We start from the raw sequence: 17,408 nt of genomic DNA on the forward strand, positions 1-17,408 counted from the left end.
ATCCGTACCGCCGGACGGCGTGCCACCCCCGGATCGGCGGATATTTCGCACCATAGTGGGGCCACATGAGTACGGAACCACTCGAACGGGCACCGCGGGAGCAGCACACGCCCGACGGCAAGGTCATCGGCATCGGGATGGCGGCGGTCGTGGCCGTCGTCGCCTGGGCGGCACTCGGCGAGGACTCCTTCGACCGCGCCTCGTCCTCGGCCCTGCGGTGGGTGCTCGACAATTTCGCCTGGCTGTTCGTGGTCGCCGCCGACACGTTCCTGGTGCTGTGCGTGGTGATCGCGCTGAGCCGTTTCGGCCGGATCCGGCTGGGCGCGGACGACTCGGAGCCCGAGTTCACGAATCTGGCGTGGATCGCGATGATGTTCAGCGCCGGCATGGGCATCGGCCTGATGTTCTACGGGGTCGGGGAGCCGCTCACGCACTTCCTGAGCCCTCCCCCGGCGACCGGCGTCCCGGCGGGGACCGGCCCGGCGGCGCGTACGGCACTGGAGTACTCGTTCTTCCACTGGACGCTGACCCCGTGGGCGATCTACGGCATCGCCGGGCTCGCCCTGGCGTACGCGGGCTTCCGCAAGGGCCGCGGCAACCGGCTGAGCTCCGCGTTCGTGCCGCTGATCGGGTCCCGCAGGGCCGGATCCTGGCAGGGCAGGGCGATCGATCTGCTCGCGGTGTTCGCGACGGTGTTCGGCACGGCGACGAGCCTGGGGCTCGGCGCCCTCCAGGTCGCCGAGGGCCTGAATCTGACCATGGACGTGGAGAACTCCACATCGACCCAGCTGATCATCATCGTGGCGCTCTCCGCGGCCTTCGTCCTGTCGGCGTTCTCCGGGCTCCACAAGGGCGTGAAGTGGCTCTCGACGCTGAACATCGTCCTCGCGGGCTGCCTGATGATCTTCGTCTTCCTGCTCGGTCCGACGGTCTACATCCTGGACACCATCCCGGCCTCCATCGGCGGCTATCTGCACGAGCTGCTGCCGATGGCGAGCCGCACGGGCGCGTTCACCGACCGTGCCTGGCTCGGGGCGTGGACGATCTTCTACTGGGCGTGGTGGCTGTCCTGGGCACCGTTCGTCGGCACCTTCATCGCCCGGATCTCGCGCGGCCGTACGATCCGGGAGTTCCTGATGGGCGTGCTGCTCGTCCCCTCCGGGGCGACGGTGATCTGGTTCTGCGTGATGGGCGGTACGGCGATCCGGCTGGAGTCCACGGGCGCGGCGGACCTGGCGACGGCGGTCGAGGACGGGGCGGAGGCCTCGCTGTTCGCGATGCTGGAGGCGCTGCCGATCGGCACGGTCACCTCGGTCGTGGCGATGCTCCTGGTCATGACGTACTTCATCACCAGCGCGGACTCGGCCTCGCTCGTGATGGGTTCCCTGACCAGCCGGGGCTCGCTGCACCCGCCGACCTGGCTGGTGGTGAGCTGGGGTGTCCTGATGGCCGCCGTGGCTGCGGTGCTGCTCGTGGTGGGCGGTCTGAACTCGCTCCAGACGGCGACGATCCTGGTGGCGCTGCCGTTCGTGGTGGTGATGCTGGTGCTGTGCTGGGCGCTCCTGAAGGAACTGCGCGAGGACCCCGGCGCGGGCCCGTCCCGGCACCATGCCCTGCACGGTCTGCGGGACGCGGTACGGACCCTGGTCGGCGAGGCGATGACCGAGCAGGGCGGCGACCGTCACCACCGCTGACCGGCCGGCCGCCGCTCGGCGCGCGGTCGACCGCCGGATTCGGTACACCGGAGGTATGGGCCTCACGCACGGGGAAGCCGCCCAGGGGGTACCCCCGCACGAGGAACTCGCGGACCGTGTCCTGGGCGGCTGGACCGGCCGGATCGCCGGGAACATGCTGGGCAAGCCCGTGGAACAGGGCGACCACTGGACCCGGGAGCGCATCGACGCCTATCTGCGGCTGACCGACGCGCTCCCGCTCACCGACTACCTGCCGGCCCCGCCGCCCGGCGCCTCCGGTTTCGAGCTGCGCCCCGAGTGGCGGCAGTGCGTGCGCGGCGGGATCGACGGCAGCTGCCGGGACGACGACATCGACTGGTCGATCCTGGGGCTGCGGCTCCTGGAGACGTACGGCTCCGCGTTCACGACCGAGCAGGTGGGTCGGGAGTGGCTGCTGCGGATGCCGTACCTCCAGACCTTCACGGCCGAGCGGGCCGCGTACCGGAACCTGGCCAACGGACTGAGGCCGCCGCTGACGGCCACGTACGACAATCCGTACCAGGAGTGGATCGGTGCGCTGATCCGGGCCGACATCCACGGCTGGACCAGTCCGGGGGATCCGCGCCGGGCCGCCTCGCTGGCCCGGCGGGACGCGGTCCTCTCGCACACCGGGAACGGGGTGTACGGGGCGATGTGGGCGGCGGCGCTGATCGCGGCGGCGTTCACCGCGCCGGACATCCGGTCCGCCCTGGAGACGGCCCTGGAGCGGATCCCGGCGAGCTGCCGGTTCGCCCGGACCGTACGGGACACGATGGCGCTGCACGAGGCGGGCCTCGCGTGGTCGGCGACGCTGACGACACAGGCGGAGCGGACGGCGGGGCTGGGCTGGATCCACACCGTCCCCAACGCGGCCGTGCTGACCGCCGGACTCCTGTACGGGGAGGGGGACTTCACCCGCACGATCGCCCTGACCGTGCGCGGCGGCCTGGACACGGACTCCAACGGCGCGACGGCCGGTTCGGTGGCGGGGGTGAGATGCGGGGCGGCGGCGCTCCCGCCGCAGTGGTCGGAGCCGCTGCGGGACCGGGTGCGCAGCGCCGTCTTCGGCTTCGACGGGGTCGGGATCCGTGAACTGGCGGAGCGGACGGTGCGACTGACCGAGAGGACCTGATGCCACGTCACCCCTGGGGCGGCTCCGGCTGGATGACCTCACCGGTGCGCTCGGCCTCGTCGCGGCTGACGGCTCGTGCCTCGGTGCGGTGGCCGCGCGCGATGTAGTCGCGGACGACCGCCTCGACGGCGTCCTGGGGGTTGCCGATACCGGCCAGGACCATGACTTCCACGACGAGTTCGGCGTCGAGTCCGATGTTCACCTTGGCCATGGCGGGAACCTAGCATCGGGAAACCCGCTCGCGGGAGCGGTTCGGTGATGCCTAGGGTCGTTGCATGACGATGGTCGCGATCCTCAGTGGCGCCGGTATCTCCACCGACTCGGGCATCCCCGACTACCGGGGTCCGAACGGCATGTGGCGGAAGGATCCCGAGGCCGAGCGGCTCGTCACGTACGGGCCGTACATGGCCGATCCCGAGATCCGCCGCCGCTCGTGGCGGATGCGGCTCGACGGTCCGGTGCTGAGCGCGGAGCCGAACGTGGCGCACCGCGCGATCGCCGGGTACGAGCGGACGAGCGGCAACGCGCTGCGGGTGATCACGCAGAACGTGGACGGCCTGCACCAGGCCGCCGGGGTGCCCGAACGGAAGGTCCTCGAACTCCACGGCTCGGCACGGTCGGTGGTGTGCACGGCCTGCCACGCGCGCTCGGCGATGGCGGAGGCGCTCGACCGGGTACGGGCCGGTGAGGACGACCCGCCGTGCCGGGTGTGCGGCGGGATCCTGAAGTCGGCGACGGTGATGTTCGGGCAGCGGCTCGATCCGGTGGTGCTCGGCAACGCCATGTCGATCGCCAAGGCCACCGAGGTGTTCGTCGTGGTCGGCAGCAGCCTGCAGGTCCAGCCGGCGGCCTCCCTCGCGGGGATCGCGGCCGAGCACGGCGCCCGGCTGATCATCGTGAACGCCGAGCCCACCCCGTACGACCCCGTCGCCGACGAGGTCGTACGCGAGCCGATCGGCACGGCGCTGCCCGCCCTCCTCGACCGGCTCCGCTAGAAGAGGGCGGCCGGTTCCGCCGTACCCGATTCGAAGGCGAGCAGCCGCTGCTTGCGGTCCAGGCCGCCGCCGTAGCCGGTGAGGCCGCCGCCGGCCCCGATCACCCGGTGGCAGGGGACGATGATGCCGACGGGGTTCTTGCCGTTGGCGAGGCCCACGGCGCGGGAGGCGCTCGGTTTGCCGAGGAGCTCGGCGAGTTCGCCGTACGTACGGGTCTCCCCGTACGGGATGCGGCACAGCTCCTCCCAGACCCTGAGCTGGAAGTCGGTGCCGATCAGGTTCAACGGCAGGTCGAACTCGGTGAGTTCACCCGCGAAGTAGGCGTCGAGCTGGCGGATCGCCTCCCCGAAGGGGCGCGGGTCGGGCTCGCCGAAGGTCTCCTCCGGCGGACGGTGGCGCTGGCCGGTCATGTGGACGCGGCTGAGGACGCCGTCGACGGCGACGAGGGTCAGCGGGTCGTACGGGCTGTCCACGACGGTGTGCTGGATGGCGGGCATGGGAGGGGTCCTCACGGTCCTTTACGCGGGCAGGTGGTTGATCGGGTGGTCGTCGGTCGCCCAGAGGTACTGGACGGCGTACGCCCGCCAGGGGCGCCAGTGCGCCGCCCGGACGGTGAGCGCGGCCGGTGTGCCGGGGAGGCCGAGGCCCTCGGCGGCGCGGCGGACGCCGAGGTCGCCGGGGAGGAAGGCGTCCGGGTCGCCGAGGGCGCGCATGGCGATGATCTCGGTGGTCCAGGGGCCGAACCCGGGCAGGGCGAGCAGCCGGGCGCGGGCCTCCTCCCGGTCGTCCGCGGGGCCGAGGGAGAGCGAGCCGTCCGCGAGCGCCCCGACCAGGGTGAGGAGCGTCGTACGACGGCTGCGGGGCAGGGCCAGGGTCTCCGGGTCGAGGGCGGCGAGCGCCCCGGGACTCGGGAAGAGGTGGGTGAGGCCGCCCTCGGGGTCGTCGACGGGGGTGCCGTGTGCGGTGACGAGGCGGGCGGCGTGGGTGCGGGCGGCGGCGGTGGAGACCTGCTGGCCGAGGACGGCCCGGACGGCGAACTCGGCGGGGTCGACGGTGCCGGGCACCCGCCGGCCGGGGGCGGTGTCGACGATCGGCGCGAGCAGCGGGTCGGCGCGCAGCCGCTCGTCGACGGCGACGGGGTCGGCGTCGAGGTCGAGGAGCCGGCGGCAGCGGCTGATGGCGTGGGTGAGGTCACGGGGGTCGGTGAGGGAGAGCCGGCAGGCGATGTGGTCGGCGCGGGGCGAGAGGGCGACGATGCCGTGCCCGTACGGGAGGGCGAGGGTCCGGCGGTAGGCGCCGTCGCGCCACTCCTCCACGCCGGGGACGGCGGTCGCGGCGAGGTGACCGAAGAGGTTGGAGGGCTCCAGCGGGGCGCGGAACGGCAGCCGGAGGCTGATCACCCCGGGGGTGGGCGCCCGGTCGGCGGCCGGGCGGGCAGCACGGGCGCGCAGCCCCCCCGGGGTGAGGGCGAAGACCTCGCGGACGGTGTCGTTGAAGGTGCGGATCGAGGAGAACCCGGCCGCGAAGGCGATCTCGCCCAGCGGCATCGGGGTCGTCTCGATGAGGACCCGGGCGGTCTGGGCGCGCTGGGCGCGGGCGAGTGCGAGCGGTCCCGCGCCCAGCTCGGCGAGGAGCTGGCGCTCGATCTGGCGAGTGGACCAGCCGAGCCGGCGGGCGAGCCCGGGGACGCCCTCCCGGTCGACGACGCCGTCCTGGATGAGGCGCACGGCGCGGGCGACGGCGTCGGCGCGGACGTTCCACTCGGGCGAGCCGGGGCTGGTGTCGGGCCGGCACCGCTTGCAGGCCCGGAATCCGGCGCGCTGGCAGGAGGCGGCGCTGGCGTGGAACTCCATGTTCTCGGGCTTGGGCGGGACGACAGGGCAGCTGGGCCGGCAGTAGATCCGGGTGGTGCGGACGGCGGTGAAGAACACGCCGTCGAAGCGGGCGTCCTTCGACTGGACGGCCCGGACGCAGCGCTCGGTGTCGGTGTGCATGAGTCCAGGATCGGGGACGGACGGCTCGCGGGCTGGCGAGAAAACGACATGGACGTCCCTGACCCCGAGGTCCGGCCGAGACCGGGAAGCCCCCACGGGGCCGGGCCCGGACCGGCCGGGAAACCCCCGCGAGGTCAGACCACGACCGGGCGGTAGTGGGTGGTCAGCCTGCCGTCGTCCCCCAGGACGTGGAAGGCGAGCGCGGGCGGCTGGTCGAGGTGGACGTGCGGATGCGTCACCGGGCGCTCCCAGGGGAGGCGGATCGAGGAGACGACCCCGGGCGCGACGAGCAGCGGGCGTCCGGCGAAGGTCGTGGCGGCGCCCGTGTGGGCGTGGCCCGCGAGGAAGGCGGTCAGGTGCGGGTGGCGCTCGGCGAGCGCGGCGAGCCGCTCCTCGCCGAACTGCCGGATCTCGTCCACGTACGGGGTGTGCAGCGGGACCGGCGGGTGGTGGAAGCCGACGAGGACGGGCACGTCGCGCGGGGTGGCGTCGAGGACGCCGTCCAGCCACTCCAGGGTCTCGTCCTCGAGGTGGCCCTCGTGCTTGCCGGGCACGGACGAGTCGCAGAGGGCGATGACGAAGCCCTCGCCCCGGAGCACCTGGTTGACGGGCGCGTACGGACGCGTCCCGAGCGTCTCGGGGAGGAGGACCTTCCGGAAGACGTCGCGGTCGTCGTGGTTCCCCGGGCAGACGAGCAGCGGGTGACGGGAGGTCAGCAGCTCCCGGGCGAGGGCGTATTCGTCCGCTGCCGCATTGTCGGCGATGTCGCCGGTGACGAGCACGGCCGCCAGGTCGTACGGCAGTTCCTCCAGGTAGCGCATGACCGCACGGGTGCGGTCGGTGCTGCGCTGCTCCAGGTCGACATGGATGTCACTGACATGCGCGATGACGATCACGTGGCTCGGTCCTCCGTCGGTCGGGTGGCAGAAGTCCACCCGACCGTACGATGATCACCGTCCGCACCGTAAGGGCCGCTTCGCGAGCGGTGGCCCGCTCGCTCCGAGTGGGGCCCGGCTCGCCCCGAGCGCTGGTCCGGCCGGCCCCGAGCGGTGGTCCGCTCCGGGCGCGTCCGCTACTCGAACCGCGTGGTGTCGCCCGCGCCGCGGCGCAGGATCTCGGGCTCGCCGCTGGAGAAGTCGACGACGGTGGTGGGTTCGGTCCCGCAGTCGCCGGAGTCGAGGACCGCGTCCACCAGGTGGTCGAGCCGCTCCTTGATCTCCCAGCCCTGGGTGAGCGGCTCCGCCTCGTCGGGCAGCAGCAGGGTGCTGGAGAGCAGTGGTTCGCCGAGTTCGGCGAGGAGGGCCTGGGTGACGACGTGGTCGGGGATACGGACGCCGACCGTCTTCTTCTTGGGGTGGAGGAGCGCCCGGGGCACCTCCTTCGTCGCGGGCAGGATGAAGGTGTACGGGCCGGGGGTCGCCGCCTTGACCGCGCGGAAGACGTCGTTGTCGATGTGTACGAGCTGGCCCAGCTGGGCGAAGTTCTGGCACATGAGCGTGTAGTGATGCCGGTCGTCGAGGTCGCGGATCGTCCGGATGCGGCTGATGCCGTCCCGGCTTCCGAGTCGGGTGCCCAGCGCGTAGCAGGAGTCGGTCGGGTACGCGACGAGCGCACCGTTCCGGATGCTGTCGGCCACCGTGCCGATGGTGCGCGGCTGGGGGTTGTCGGGGTGCACGTCGAAGTACTTCGCCATGGGGACAGTCTAATTTTTGTGGGCGGAGGCGCGCAGCAGGCGCCAGACCGCCTTCGCCGCGTTGTGCCCGGACATGCCGTGCACGCCGGGGCCGGGCGGGGTCGCGGAGGAGCAGAGGAAGACCGCCGGGTGCGGGGTGGCGTAGGGGCGGAGCGAGAGCGTGGGGCGCAGGACGAGCTGGAGTCCGCGGGCGGCACCGCAGGCGATGTCGCCACCGATGTAGTTGGCGTTGCGCTCGGCGAGTTGGGGCGGTCCCGCGGTGGCGCGGGCCAGGACGCGGTCGCGGAAGCCGGGGGCGAAGCGCTCGATCTGACGCTCGATCGCGTCGGTGAGGTCGCCCGTCCAGCCGTTCGGCACATGGCCGTACGCCCAGAACACGTGCTTGCCCTCGGGGGCGCGGGAGGGGTCGACGACGCTGGGCTGGGCGGTGATGAGGAAGGGCACGTCGGGGGCGGTGCCGGTGGAGGCCTGGTGCAGGGCGGTGTCGATCTCGCCCGCGGTGGCGCCGACCTGGACGGTTCCGGCGCGCCTGGCCTCCTCGGCGGTCCACGGGACGGGGCCGTCCAGGGCGTAGTCGATCTTGAACGCGCTGGCGCCGTACCGGTAGTGGTCGTAGTGGCCGCCGAACCCGGCGATCCGGGCGAGGGCCGTGGGCGAGGTGTCGAAGACGTAGGCGCGGGCGGGCGGCAGGTCGTCGAGCCGCTTGACCTCGAAGTCGGTGTGGACGGCGCCGCCGAGGTCCTTGAGGTACGCGGTGAGGGCGTCGGAGATGGACTGCGAGCCGCCGCGGGGCACGGGCCAGCCGCCGGCGTGGGCGGCGAGCGCGAAGACCAGGCCGACGGCGCCGGTGGCGAAGCCGCCGAGCGGGGCGATGACATGGGCGACGAGCCCGGCGAACAGTCCTCGCGCCTTCTCGTCCTGGAAGCGGCGCATCAGCCAGGTGGCCGGCGGCAGTCCGACGAGGCCGAAGCGCGCCAGGGTGACCGGGTCGCGGGGCAGCGCGGTGAGCGGCAGCTGCATGAAGTCCCGGGCGAGGGTGTCCCACTTGCCGGCGAAGGGGGCAACGAGCCTGCGGTACGCGCCCGCGTCGCGCGGCCCGAAGGAGGCGGCGGTCTCGGCGACCGAGCGGGCGAGGACGGCGGCCGTGCCGTCGTCCCAGGGGTGGGCCATGGGCAGTTCGGGGTGGAGCCACTCAAGTCCGTACCGCTTCAGCGGCATCGTCCCGAAGACCGGCGAGCCGGCTCCGAGGGGATGCACGGCGGAGCAGGGATCGTGGCGGAAGCCGGGGAGGGTGAGCTCCTCGGTCCTGGCGCCCCCGCCGACGGTCGGCTTCGCTTCGAAGACGGCCACGGAGAAGCCGCGGCGGGCCAGTTCGACGGCGGCGGTCAGTCCGTTGGGCCCCGCCCCCACGACGACGGCATCGAGCATCGACGTCACCTTCGACACCTTCGGACTCCTTCGTCAGCCGATGGCCAAGGCTTCCAGGATAGGCCGGTGCTGATGCCGGCCTCACTGCCCCCCGAGGAGGCTCCGAATCCGCTTGGCGGTCGTCGCGTCCCGGGCCGCGGTGAACGGCAGCGCGTTCCCCCCGACGATCCGGTAGGGCTCGCCCGCGAGGGTCGTGTGGGTGCCGCCCGCCTCGGTGACGAGGAGCAGTCCGGCCGCGTGGTCCCACGCGTACTCCCAGGAGAAGGCGGTGGCGTCGAGCGCGCCGCGCGCCACGGCCAGGTACTCCAGTCCGGCGGAGCCGCAGGGCCGGGGGCTGACGCCGTCGGTGACCAGTCCGAGCAGGGCGCGCTTCTGGTCCGGGGTGGTGTAGTCGGGGTGCGAGGTGGCGACCTCCAGGACCTCGCCGGGGGCGGGTGAACCGGAGTGCAGCGGCTGCCCGTTGAGCGTGGCGCCCCGGCCGCGTACCGCCACGGCGAACTCGTCGAGGGCCGGTGCGTACGTCCAGGAGGCGAGCAGCTCGCCGTGCTGGGCGAGCGCGACGAGGGTGCAGAAGGCGGGGTCGCCGTGGACGAACTGGCGGGTGCCGTCGACGGGGTCGACGATCCAGACGGGGGCGTCGCCGCGCAGGGCGTCGTAGACGGCGGGGTCGGCGTGGACCGCCTCCTCGCCGACCACCACCGAGCCGGGGAGCAGGGCGGTCAGGGCCTCCGTGAGATGGGCCTCGGCGGCCCGGTCGGCGACGGTGACCAGGTCGTGCGGACCGTTCTTCTCGACGATGTCGTCGGCGGCGAGCTGCCGGAAGCGCGGCATGATCTCGGCGGCGGCCGCCTTGCGGACCGCCTCCTCCACGTCGGTCGTACGACCGGCCAGGACGAGGTCAAGGAACTCTTCACTCATGTGTCCAGCTAAGCACGGGGCACTGACAACCGGACCGGCGCACTTGTCACCCCCCGTTTCCCCGGGGAGTACCCTTTGGCCGAGTTCACCCCTTACATGCAGGGAGGGTTCCGTGCACGGCGCGTACCACGGTGAGTACAAGGTTCCCGGCGGCAAGCTGGTGGTCGTCGACCTCGACGCCGAGGACGGGGTCCTGCGGAACGTCCGGGTCGCGGGCGACTTCTTCCTCGAACCGGACGAGGCGATCCTGGCGATCGACCGCGCCCTGGAGGGCGCACCGGTCGACACCGACGCGTCCGGGCTCGCGGCACGGATCGACGCGGCGCTGCCGCCCGGCACGCGGATGTTCGGCCTGACCACGGAGGGGGTCGGGGTCGCGGTCCGCCGGGCACTCGCCCACGCCACGGACTGGACCGACTACGACTGGCAGCTGATCCACGAGCCGCCGCAGTCCCCCGCGCTGCACATGGCGCTCGACGAGGTGATCACGGCCGAGGTGGCGGCGGGCCGCCGGCCGCCGACCCTGCGGGTCTGGGAGTGGGGCGCCCCCGCGGTGGTCATCGGCAGCTTCCAGTCCCTCCGCAACGAGGTCGACCCGGAGGCGGCCGAGCGGCACGGCATCCAGGTGGTGCGCCGGATCAGCGGTGGCGGGGCGATGTTCATCGAGCCGGGCAACACGATCACGTACTCGCTCTCCGTGCCCGACGCCCTCGTCCAGGGGCTGTCGTTCACCGACAGCTACGCCTACCTCGACGACTGGGTGCTCGGCGCCCTCGGCGACATGGGCATCCGGGCCTGGTACCAGCCGCTCAACGACATCGCCACGGAGGCGGGCAAGATCGCGGGCGCGGCGCAGAAGCGGATGGTGACGGGCCACGGGGCGGTCCTGCACCACGTGACGATGGCGTACGACATCGACGCCGACAAGATGACGGAGGTGCTGCGGATCGGCCGCGAGAAGCTCTCCGACAAGGGCACGAAGAGCGCGAAGAAGCGGGTGGACCCGCTGCGGCGCCAGACGGGGCTGCCGCGCGAGACGGTCATCGAGCGGATGATCGCCTCCTTCCGGGGCCGGTACGGCCTGTCGGAAGGTCATGTCACGGAGGACGAGCTGACACGGGCGAAGGAGCTCGCGGAGACGAAGTTCGGGACGGCGGAGTGGACGGGACGGGTGCCGTAGCCGGACCGTTCCGGACGGCGCCCCGGCCCCGGCCCCGGCGCGGGGCCACGACCGAGCCTGGCCGCCGCCCCGGGCTGCCACCGGGCCTGCCCGCGCCCCGGCCCGCCACCAGTTCTCCGTGGCCCGCCGACGGGCCGGCTGCGTAGGGTGGCGGCATGCGTGTCGAGGGGCCGGTGAAGCCGGGGTTGCGGATGGAGTGCGCCGACGGACGACGCCTTGTGCTCATGCAGGGCGCCGCCCCCGTGCTCTTCGCCCGGCAGCGGGCCACTCACTATGGCCTGCACTACGCGCGCACCGGCCGGTACGTCTCCCCGCTCGCCCCGCTCCGGGCCGAACGGGCCCGTGCGGTCGCGGAGTTCGCGGCGCCGGGGTCGGCGGAGTGGTCGGAGCGCTGGGCCGCCCACGCGGAGCCGGAGCTCCGCTCGGCCGCCGAGGGGCCGCTGCACGCGGGCGCGTGGCGGCTGGTCCCTGACCTCCACCGGTGGTTCAAGCCCGTCAACTGGCCGAAACTCCTCGCCCACGACCCCGACCGGGGCCATCTGACCTGGTTCGGCTACGGCGATCCGGTGGAGGACGCGCGCGATCTGCTGCCCCTGCGGGCGCTGTCGGACCCGCAGGCGCCGCGGGTGAAGGCGTACCGCCGTCAGTACCGGGAGGGTGTCCTCCCGCCCGTGTTCGCCTGGTGGATCAGCGGACTCAACTCCCCCGTGGTGCTCGACGGTCACGACCGTCTGACGGCGGCGCTCGCGGAGGGCGGGCGACCGGAGGTGCTGATCCTCGCGCGGGCGGCCGTGAACCCCGAGTGGGTGGCGCTCATGTCCGCCCGTCCCGTGGAGGAGTACGAGAAGCGGGTCGCCGCCCTGGAGGGCCCGCTCGCCACAGCGCGGATCGCCCACCAGAGCCGCAGTCTCGCGGCCGACCTGAGGTCGATCGCCAACGGGTACGACCTCACCCGGGCCTGGCCCTTCCCCGGAGGTGCTCCCGCCTGGGACGCGGCCGCGGCGACCCACGTACCGGGCTGGGCCCCGGACGCCGACCGCTGACCCGTCCGGTGGCCGTACCCGGCCGTCCGGTGGCCGTACCCGGCCGTCCGGTCGCCGTACCCGGCCGGCCGGTCGCCGTACCCGGCCGGTCGCGCGGTCACCGGTCCGGCCCCGCGAGCAGGTGACCGTATCCGGCCCCCGTCGTTGAGCCCATGCGGGCCGGGACGGCGGGCGGTGGACGTGCGGAGGACGTGCGGAAACGTCTCCGCACTCCCTGGGCCCGGAGACACGGCGTCGACGGTACGGAGATCAGGTGGCACGGGCGAAGAGGTTGCTGGCGGCGGTCGCGGGCGCGGTGCTCACGGTGAGCCCGCTCGGGATCGCGCCGCCCGCGCAGGCGGTGGTCGGCGGACAGGAGGCACGGCCGCACCAGTACCCCTTCATGGCGGGACTCGTGGACGTCCTCGAACGGCGGGTGATGTGCGGCGGGGCACTGATCGGTGACCGCTACGTCCTCACCGCCGCCCACTGTCTGACGGGCTCGTACAGCGATCCCACGCGGGTGGGCGTACTGCTCGGCGACCACGACCTGACGACCGGATCCGACAGCCCCCACGCGCTCCTGGCCGCGCCCGCCCGCTTCGTCCCGCACCCGGAGTACGACCCCGGCACCCAGCGGAACGACATCGCCCTGGTCGAGCTCGCCGAGCCCCTCGCCCTCAACCGCCATGTGCGCCCGATCGAGCTGCCCGCGGCGTCCGCACCCGGCAGCACCGACGGCACCCGGGTCGAGGTGCCGGGCTGGGGCACCACCTCGTTCGGCGGCCGCACGTCCGACGTGCTGCGGACCGTGGCCCTCACCACCATGACCAACTCGGACTGTGCTGACCGTGGCATGGCCCAGATCACCCCCAGCCAGATCTGCACGTACGCCCCCGGGCGGGACACCTGCCAGTACGACTCCGGCGGCCCGCTTGTCCGGTTGGTCCGGGGACGGCCGTACGTCGTCGGCCTGGTGTCCTACGGCAAGGAGTGCGCCACCGACACCCCTGCCGTGAACACCCGCGTGCGCTCCTACCTCAGCTGGATCGAGCGGACGATCGGCCGGCTCCCCCGCGCCTCATGAGGGCGGTGTAGAGGAGCAGGGAGGCGGCGAGACCGACGGCCCAGCCGTAGTCGGACAGGGGTTTCAGGAAGGGGATCAGACCGTCCTCGGGGAAGGGGCCGGTGCCCGGGGCGGAGTGGGAGCCCCCGACGGCGAGGACGCCGCCGACCGCGAAGGCGAGCACCGCCGCCGGGTTCCAGCCTCCCCGGTACCAGTAGGGCCCGTCGGCCCGGTAGAGCCCCGCCAGGTCGAGGACGGTACGGCGGACGAGCCAGTAGTCGGCGATCAGGATGCCCGCGACCGTACCGAGGAGACCGCCGACCAGGCCGAGCCAGGTGAAGATGTACAGCTCGGGCGTGGCGGTGAGCTTCCACGGCATGATGAGCACGCCCACGACACCGGTGATCAGCGCGCCCGTACGGAAGTCGACCAGTTTCGGGGCGAGGTTGGCGAGGTCGTACGCCGGGGAGACGACGTTCGCCGCGATGTTCACGGAGAGGGTCGCCACCAACACGGTCACCAGGGCGAAGAGCAGCCCGAAGACGTTGTCGCTCTTGGCCGCCAGCGCCACCGGGTCCCAGACGGGCGCCCCGTACACGGCCTGCGAGCCGGAGGTGACGAGCACCGAGAGCAGCGCGAACAGGGTCATGGTGGTGGGGAGTCCGAGGCTCTGACCCCAGACCTGCGCGCGCTGGCCGGCGCCGAAGCGGGTGAAGTCGGGGATGTTGAGACTGAGCGTCGCCCAGAAGGCGATCATGCCCATGAGGGCGGGGAAGAAGACGGGCCAGAAGTCGGCGCCCCAGCCGAGCTTCGACGGCTGGTCGAGCAGCGGCCCGAGGCCGCCGGCCTTGACGGCGATCCAGCCGAGGAGGACGAGCGCACCGACGATGACGAAGGGGGCGGCCCAGTTCTCGAAGCGGCGCAGGGCCTCCATCCCCCGGTAGATGATGGCGAGTTCGAGGGCCCAGAAGAGGACGAAGCAGAGCCAGAGGGTCCACGGCTGGCCGCCGATCCTCGACGCGTCCGCCCAGCCGCCGCCGAAGACCTTGTCGAGCAGGACGAAGATGCCCTGGCCGCCGATCCACGTCTGGATGCCGAACCAGGCGCAGGCGACCCCGGCCCGGATGAGGGCGGGCAGGTTCGCTCCGCGCAGACCGAAGGAGGCGCGGGCGAGGACGGGGAAGGGGATGCCGTACTTGGGTCCGGCGTGCCCGGTGAGCAGCATCGGCAGCAGGACGACGACATTGGCGAGGGCGATGGTGAGCACCGCCTGCTTCCAGTCCATGCCGAGGGCGACGAGACCGGAGGCGAGCATCCAGGAGGGGATGTTGTGGGCCATGCCGACCCAGAGGGCGGCGAAGTTGTAGGTGCTCCAGCGGCGTTGGGCGACGGGGACGGGGAGCAGGTCCTCGTTGACGAAGCGGGGGTCGGCGGGGGCGGTGCCGGGAACGAGCTCGACGCGGCCGCCGGGTGCGGCGAGTTCGGAGGGGTCTGCGGATCTTTCCGGGGGGACTGTCGCGGTCATGCGGAGGAACCCTTCGTTCGGCGGGGAGGACGGAACGAGGTGTCGCCCGGGGCGGGCGCGGGGTGCCATGCCGGAACGACTCCGTGGCGGTCTGTCAAGGACCATTTGCCGCCAAGGAGTTGGGGACTGATTCTTCCACTCGACGTGGGACGCGGGTAGCCCCCCGGCACCACGTCGGACGCCGCACGAGACGCCTACGGCTGCCCGCCCACGGACCGCCGTCGCCCGACCTTTCCGGCTCCGCGCGGACCGCCGCCCCTGGTGTCAGCGAAGGGTGGGGATGATCTCGGAGCCGTAGGCGTCGATCGTGGTCTCCTTCGCGTCGTGCATGGCGTACACGGCGAACTGGTCCACGCCCATCTCCCGCAGCCGCCGCAGCTTCTCGATGTGGGCCTCGGCCGGGCCCAGGAGGCAGAAGCGGTCGACGATCTCGTCGGGAACGAACTGGGTGTCGGGGTTCCCGGCGCGGCCGTGGTGGGAGTAGTCGTAGCCGTGCCGGTCCTTGATGTACGCGGTGAGCTCCTCGGGGACCATGTCGGAGTGCTCGCCGTACTTGGCGACCAGGTCGGCGACGTGGTTGCCGACCATGCCGCCGAACCAGCGGCACTGGTCGCGGGCGTGGGCCAGGGCCTGCGGGGAGTCGTCGGCGGTGACGTAGGCGGGCGCGGCCACGCAGATGGTGAGCGCGTCGGGGTCGCGGCCGGCGTCGGTGGCGGCCTGGCGGACCGCCTTGACCATCCACTCCGTGAGGAACGGGTCGGCCAGCTGGAGGATGAAGCCGTCGGCCTTCTGCCCGGCGAGGGCGAGTGCCTTGGGGCCGTACGCCGCCATCCAGACGGGCAGCTTGCCGTTCTTGATCCAGGGGATGTGGATCGGGTTGCCGTCCACCGTCGCCTCACGGCCCTCCGCCAGGTCGCGGATGACGTCGATGGCCTCGCCGAGGCGGGCCAGGGTGTTGGGCCTGCGTCCGGCGACGCGCATCGCCGAGTCGCCGCGGCCGATGCCGCAGACCGTCCGGTTGCCGAACATGTCGTTGAGCGTGGCGAAGGTGGAGGCGGTCACCTCCCATGTACGGGTCCCCGGGTTGGTGACCATCGGGCCCACGTGCAGCTTGGTGGTGTGTTCGAGGATCTGGCTGTAGATGACGAAGGGTTCCTGCCACAGCACGGCGGAGTCGAAGGTCCAGCCGTAGCGGAAGCCGTTGCGTTCCGCCCGGCGCATCAGCCCGACGACCTGCGAGGCGGGCGGGTCGGTCTGCAGGACGAGTCCGAAGTCCAACGTCGTTCTCCTAGTTCAGGTACTGACAGGTGGAACGCGGCACGAACGTGCCGTGGCCGGCGTTGCCGACGTACTTGCGCTGCTCGATGACGACCTCGCCCCGCGAGAGGACGGTCTCGACCTGGCCGGTGACCGTCTTCCCCTCGTACGCCGAGTAGTCGACGTTCATGTGGTGGGTCTCCACGGACAGGGTCTGGACGGCGTGCGGGTCGTAGATCACGACATCGGCGTCGGCGCCCGGGGCGATCGTGCCCTTCTGCGGGTAGAGGCCGAACATCCTTGCCGGGGTGGCGCAGGCGATCTCGATCCAGCGGCGGCGCGAGATGTGCCCGTCGACGACGGCCTGGTGAAGGAGGTCCATGCGGTTCTCCACCCCGGGGAGCCCGTTGGGGATCTTGGAGAAGTCGCCGCGCCCGAGGTCCTTCTGGCCGGTGAAGCAGAACGGGCAGTGGTCGGTCGACACCACCTGGAGGTCGTTCGTCCGCAGTCCCCGCCAGAGCGCCGCCTGGTGTTCCTGCGGCCGGAGCGGGGTGCTGCACACGTACTTCGCGCCCTCGAAGCCCGGCTCCGCGAGGTTGTCGGTGGAGAGGAAGAGGTACTGGGGACAGGTCTCGCCGAAGACGGGCAGCCCCTTGTCGCGGGCCGCCGCGATCTCGGCGACCGCCTCCTCCGCCGAGACGTGCACGACGTACAGCGGCGCGCCCGCCACCCGGGCCAGCTGGATCGCCCGATGGGTGGCCTCCGCCTCCAGGAGCGCCTTGCGGACCTCCCCGTGGTAGCGCGGGTCGGTCTCGCCGCGCGCGAGGGCCTGCTCGACGAGGACGTCGATGGCGATGCCGTTCTCGGCGTGCATCATGATCAGCCCGCCGTTGTCGGCGGATCGCTGCATGGCGCGCAGGATCTTGCCGTCGTCGCTGTAGAAGACGCCGGGGTAGGCCATGAAGAGCTTGAAGGAGGTGATCCCCTCCTGGACGAGCCGGTCCATCTCCTTGAGCGTGTGCTCGTTGACGTCGGAGAGGATCATGTGGAAGGCGTAGTCGATCGCGCAGTTGCCGTCGGCCTTGGCGTACCAGGCGTCGAGTCCCTCGCGCAGAGTGTGGCCGACGCTCTGGACGGCGAAGTCGACGATGGTGGTGGTGCCGCCCCAGGCGGCGGCGCGGGTGCCCGTCTCGAAGGTGTCGGAGGCGAAGGTGCCGCCGAAGGGCAGCTCCATGTGGGTGTGGGCGTCGACGCCACCGGGCAGCACGTAGCGGTCGGTGGCGTCGATCGTACGGTCGGCGGTCCAGGCGGCCGCCGCGTCGGAGCCGTGGGCCGCGAGGGCGACCACGCGGCCGTCCTCGATCAGCACGTCGGCGTGGAGTTCGTCGGCGGCGGTGACGACGAGGCCGCCCCGGATGACGGTTCGGGTGCTCACGGAACTCTCCCTGCTCGATACGGCGGGCCGGTCTCGATACGGCGGGACGAT

General features: G+C 72.4%; 16 protein-coding genes. 6 read left to right on the plus strand and 10 right to left on the minus strand.

Going from position 1 to position 17,408, the window contains the following annotated elements; genetic code table 11:
• The first annotated feature begins 65 nt into the window (after positions 1-65).
• Positions 66-1,694, plus strand: a complete 1,629-nt coding sequence (locus N5875_RS07190) for a BCCT family transporter (protein WP_318212727.1) — start codon at positions 66-68, stop codon at positions 1,692-1,694.
• A 55-nt stretch (positions 1,695-1,749) separates the two neighbouring features.
• Positions 1,750-2,844: an ADP-ribosylglycohydrolase family protein gene (locus tag N5875_RS07195; protein ID WP_338492343.1), complete on the plus strand. Its 1,095-nt coding sequence runs from the start codon at positions 1,750-1,752 to the stop codon at positions 2,842-2,844.
• Positions 2,845-2,851: 7 nt separating this feature from the next.
• Here the strand turns inward: N5875_RS07195 and N5875_RS07200 are convergent, their stop codons facing one another.
• Complete coding sequence (locus N5875_RS07200) at positions 2,852-3,055, minus strand: type II toxin-antitoxin system VapB family antitoxin (protein ID WP_318212729.1); 204 nt, start codon at positions 3,053-3,055, stop codon at positions 2,852-2,854.
• Positions 3,056-3,119: 64 nt separating this feature from the next.
• Between N5875_RS07200 and N5875_RS07205 the strand changes: the two genes are divergently transcribed.
• Positions 3,120-3,839, plus strand: a complete 720-nt coding sequence (locus tag N5875_RS07205; protein ID WP_318212730.1) for a Sir2 family NAD-dependent protein deacetylase — start codon at positions 3,120-3,122, stop codon at positions 3,837-3,839.
• Here the strand turns inward: N5875_RS07205 and N5875_RS07210 are convergent.
• The 6 genes from N5875_RS07210 to N5875_RS07235 form a co-directional block, all read right to left on the minus strand.
• On the minus strand, positions 3,836-4,336 hold the full coding sequence (locus tag N5875_RS07210; RefSeq protein WP_338492344.1) for a methylated-DNA--[protein]-cysteine S-methyltransferase: 501 nt from the start codon (positions 4,334-4,336) through the stop codon (positions 3,836-3,838). The genes N5875_RS07205 and N5875_RS07210 overlap by 4 nt on opposite strands.
• Before the next feature lie 21 nt (positions 4,337-4,357).
• On the minus strand, positions 4,358-5,833 hold the full coding sequence (locus N5875_RS07215; RefSeq protein ID WP_338492345.1) for an AlkA N-terminal domain-containing protein: 1,476 nt from the start codon (positions 5,831-5,833) through the stop codon (positions 4,358-4,360).
• Positions 5,834-5,967: 134 nt separating this feature from the next.
• The gene (locus tag N5875_RS07220; RefSeq protein ID WP_318212733.1) at positions 5,968-6,729 is read right to left on the minus strand and encodes a metallophosphoesterase; all 762 of its coding nucleotides are present in this window, start codon (positions 6,727-6,729) and stop codon (positions 5,968-5,970) included.
• Positions 6,730-6,905: 176 nt separating this feature from the next.
• Positions 6,906-7,526 carry an L-threonylcarbamoyladenylate synthase gene (locus tag N5875_RS07225; protein ID WP_318212734.1) on the minus strand — a complete coding sequence of 207 codons (621 nt, stop codon included), beginning with the start codon at positions 7,524-7,526 and terminating at the stop codon, positions 6,906-6,908.
• Between the two features lie 9 nt (positions 7,527-7,535).
• Positions 7,536-8,963 (minus strand): NAD(P)/FAD-dependent oxidoreductase, encoded by a 1,428-nt coding sequence (locus N5875_RS07230; protein WP_338499107.1) that lies wholly within the window; start codon positions 8,961-8,963, stop codon positions 7,536-7,538.
• 72 nt (positions 8,964-9,035) lie between these two features.
• On the minus strand, positions 9,036-9,872 hold the full coding sequence (locus N5875_RS07235; RefSeq protein WP_338492347.1) for an inositol monophosphatase family protein: 837 nt from the start codon (positions 9,870-9,872) through the stop codon (positions 9,036-9,038).
• Positions 9,873-9,984: 112 nt separating this feature from the next.
• Between N5875_RS07235 and N5875_RS07240 the strand changes: the two genes are divergently transcribed.
• From N5875_RS07240 to N5875_RS07250, 3 genes are all read left to right on the plus strand, one after another.
• Positions 9,985-11,052: a biotin/lipoate A/B protein ligase family protein gene (locus N5875_RS07240; protein WP_318212736.1), complete on the plus strand. Its 1,068-nt coding sequence runs from the start codon at positions 9,985-9,987 to the stop codon at positions 11,050-11,052.
• A 155-nt stretch (positions 11,053-11,207) separates the two neighbouring features.
• Complete coding sequence (locus tag N5875_RS07245; protein WP_318212737.1) at positions 11,208-12,095, plus strand: hypothetical protein; 888 nt, start codon at positions 11,208-11,210, stop codon at positions 12,093-12,095.
• Between the two features lie 253 nt (positions 12,096-12,348).
• Positions 12,349-13,161, plus strand: coding sequence for a serine protease (locus N5875_RS07250; protein ID WP_338492349.1), 813 nt, complete (start codon positions 12,349-12,351; stop codon positions 13,159-13,161).
• On the opposite strand, the gene N5875_RS07255 is transcribed toward N5875_RS07250, so the two are convergent.
• From N5875_RS07255 to hydA, 3 genes are all read right to left on the minus strand, one after another.
• On the minus strand, positions 13,115-14,665 hold the full coding sequence (locus N5875_RS07255; protein ID WP_338492350.1) for an NCS1 family nucleobase:cation symporter-1: 1,551 nt from the start codon (positions 14,663-14,665) through the stop codon (positions 13,115-13,117). The genes N5875_RS07250 and N5875_RS07255 overlap by 47 nt on opposite strands.
• A 264-nt stretch (positions 14,666-14,929) precedes the next feature.
• Positions 14,930-15,943: a TIGR03842 family LLM class F420-dependent oxidoreductase gene (locus N5875_RS07260; protein ID WP_318212740.1), complete on the minus strand. Its 1,014-nt coding sequence runs from the start codon at positions 15,941-15,943 to the stop codon at positions 14,930-14,932.
• 10 nt (positions 15,944-15,953) lie between these two features.
• Complete coding sequence (gene hydA / locus N5875_RS07265; RefSeq protein ID WP_338492352.1) at positions 15,954-17,357, minus strand: dihydropyrimidinase; 1,404 nt, start codon at positions 17,355-17,357, stop codon at positions 15,954-15,956.
• Positions 17,358-17,408: the final 51 nt, after the last annotated feature.

Origin of the sequence: Streptomyces sp. SJL17-4, assembly GCF_036826855.1 — a bacterium.
Lineage (GTDB): Bacteria > Actinomycetota > Actinomycetes > Streptomycetales > Streptomycetaceae > Streptomyces.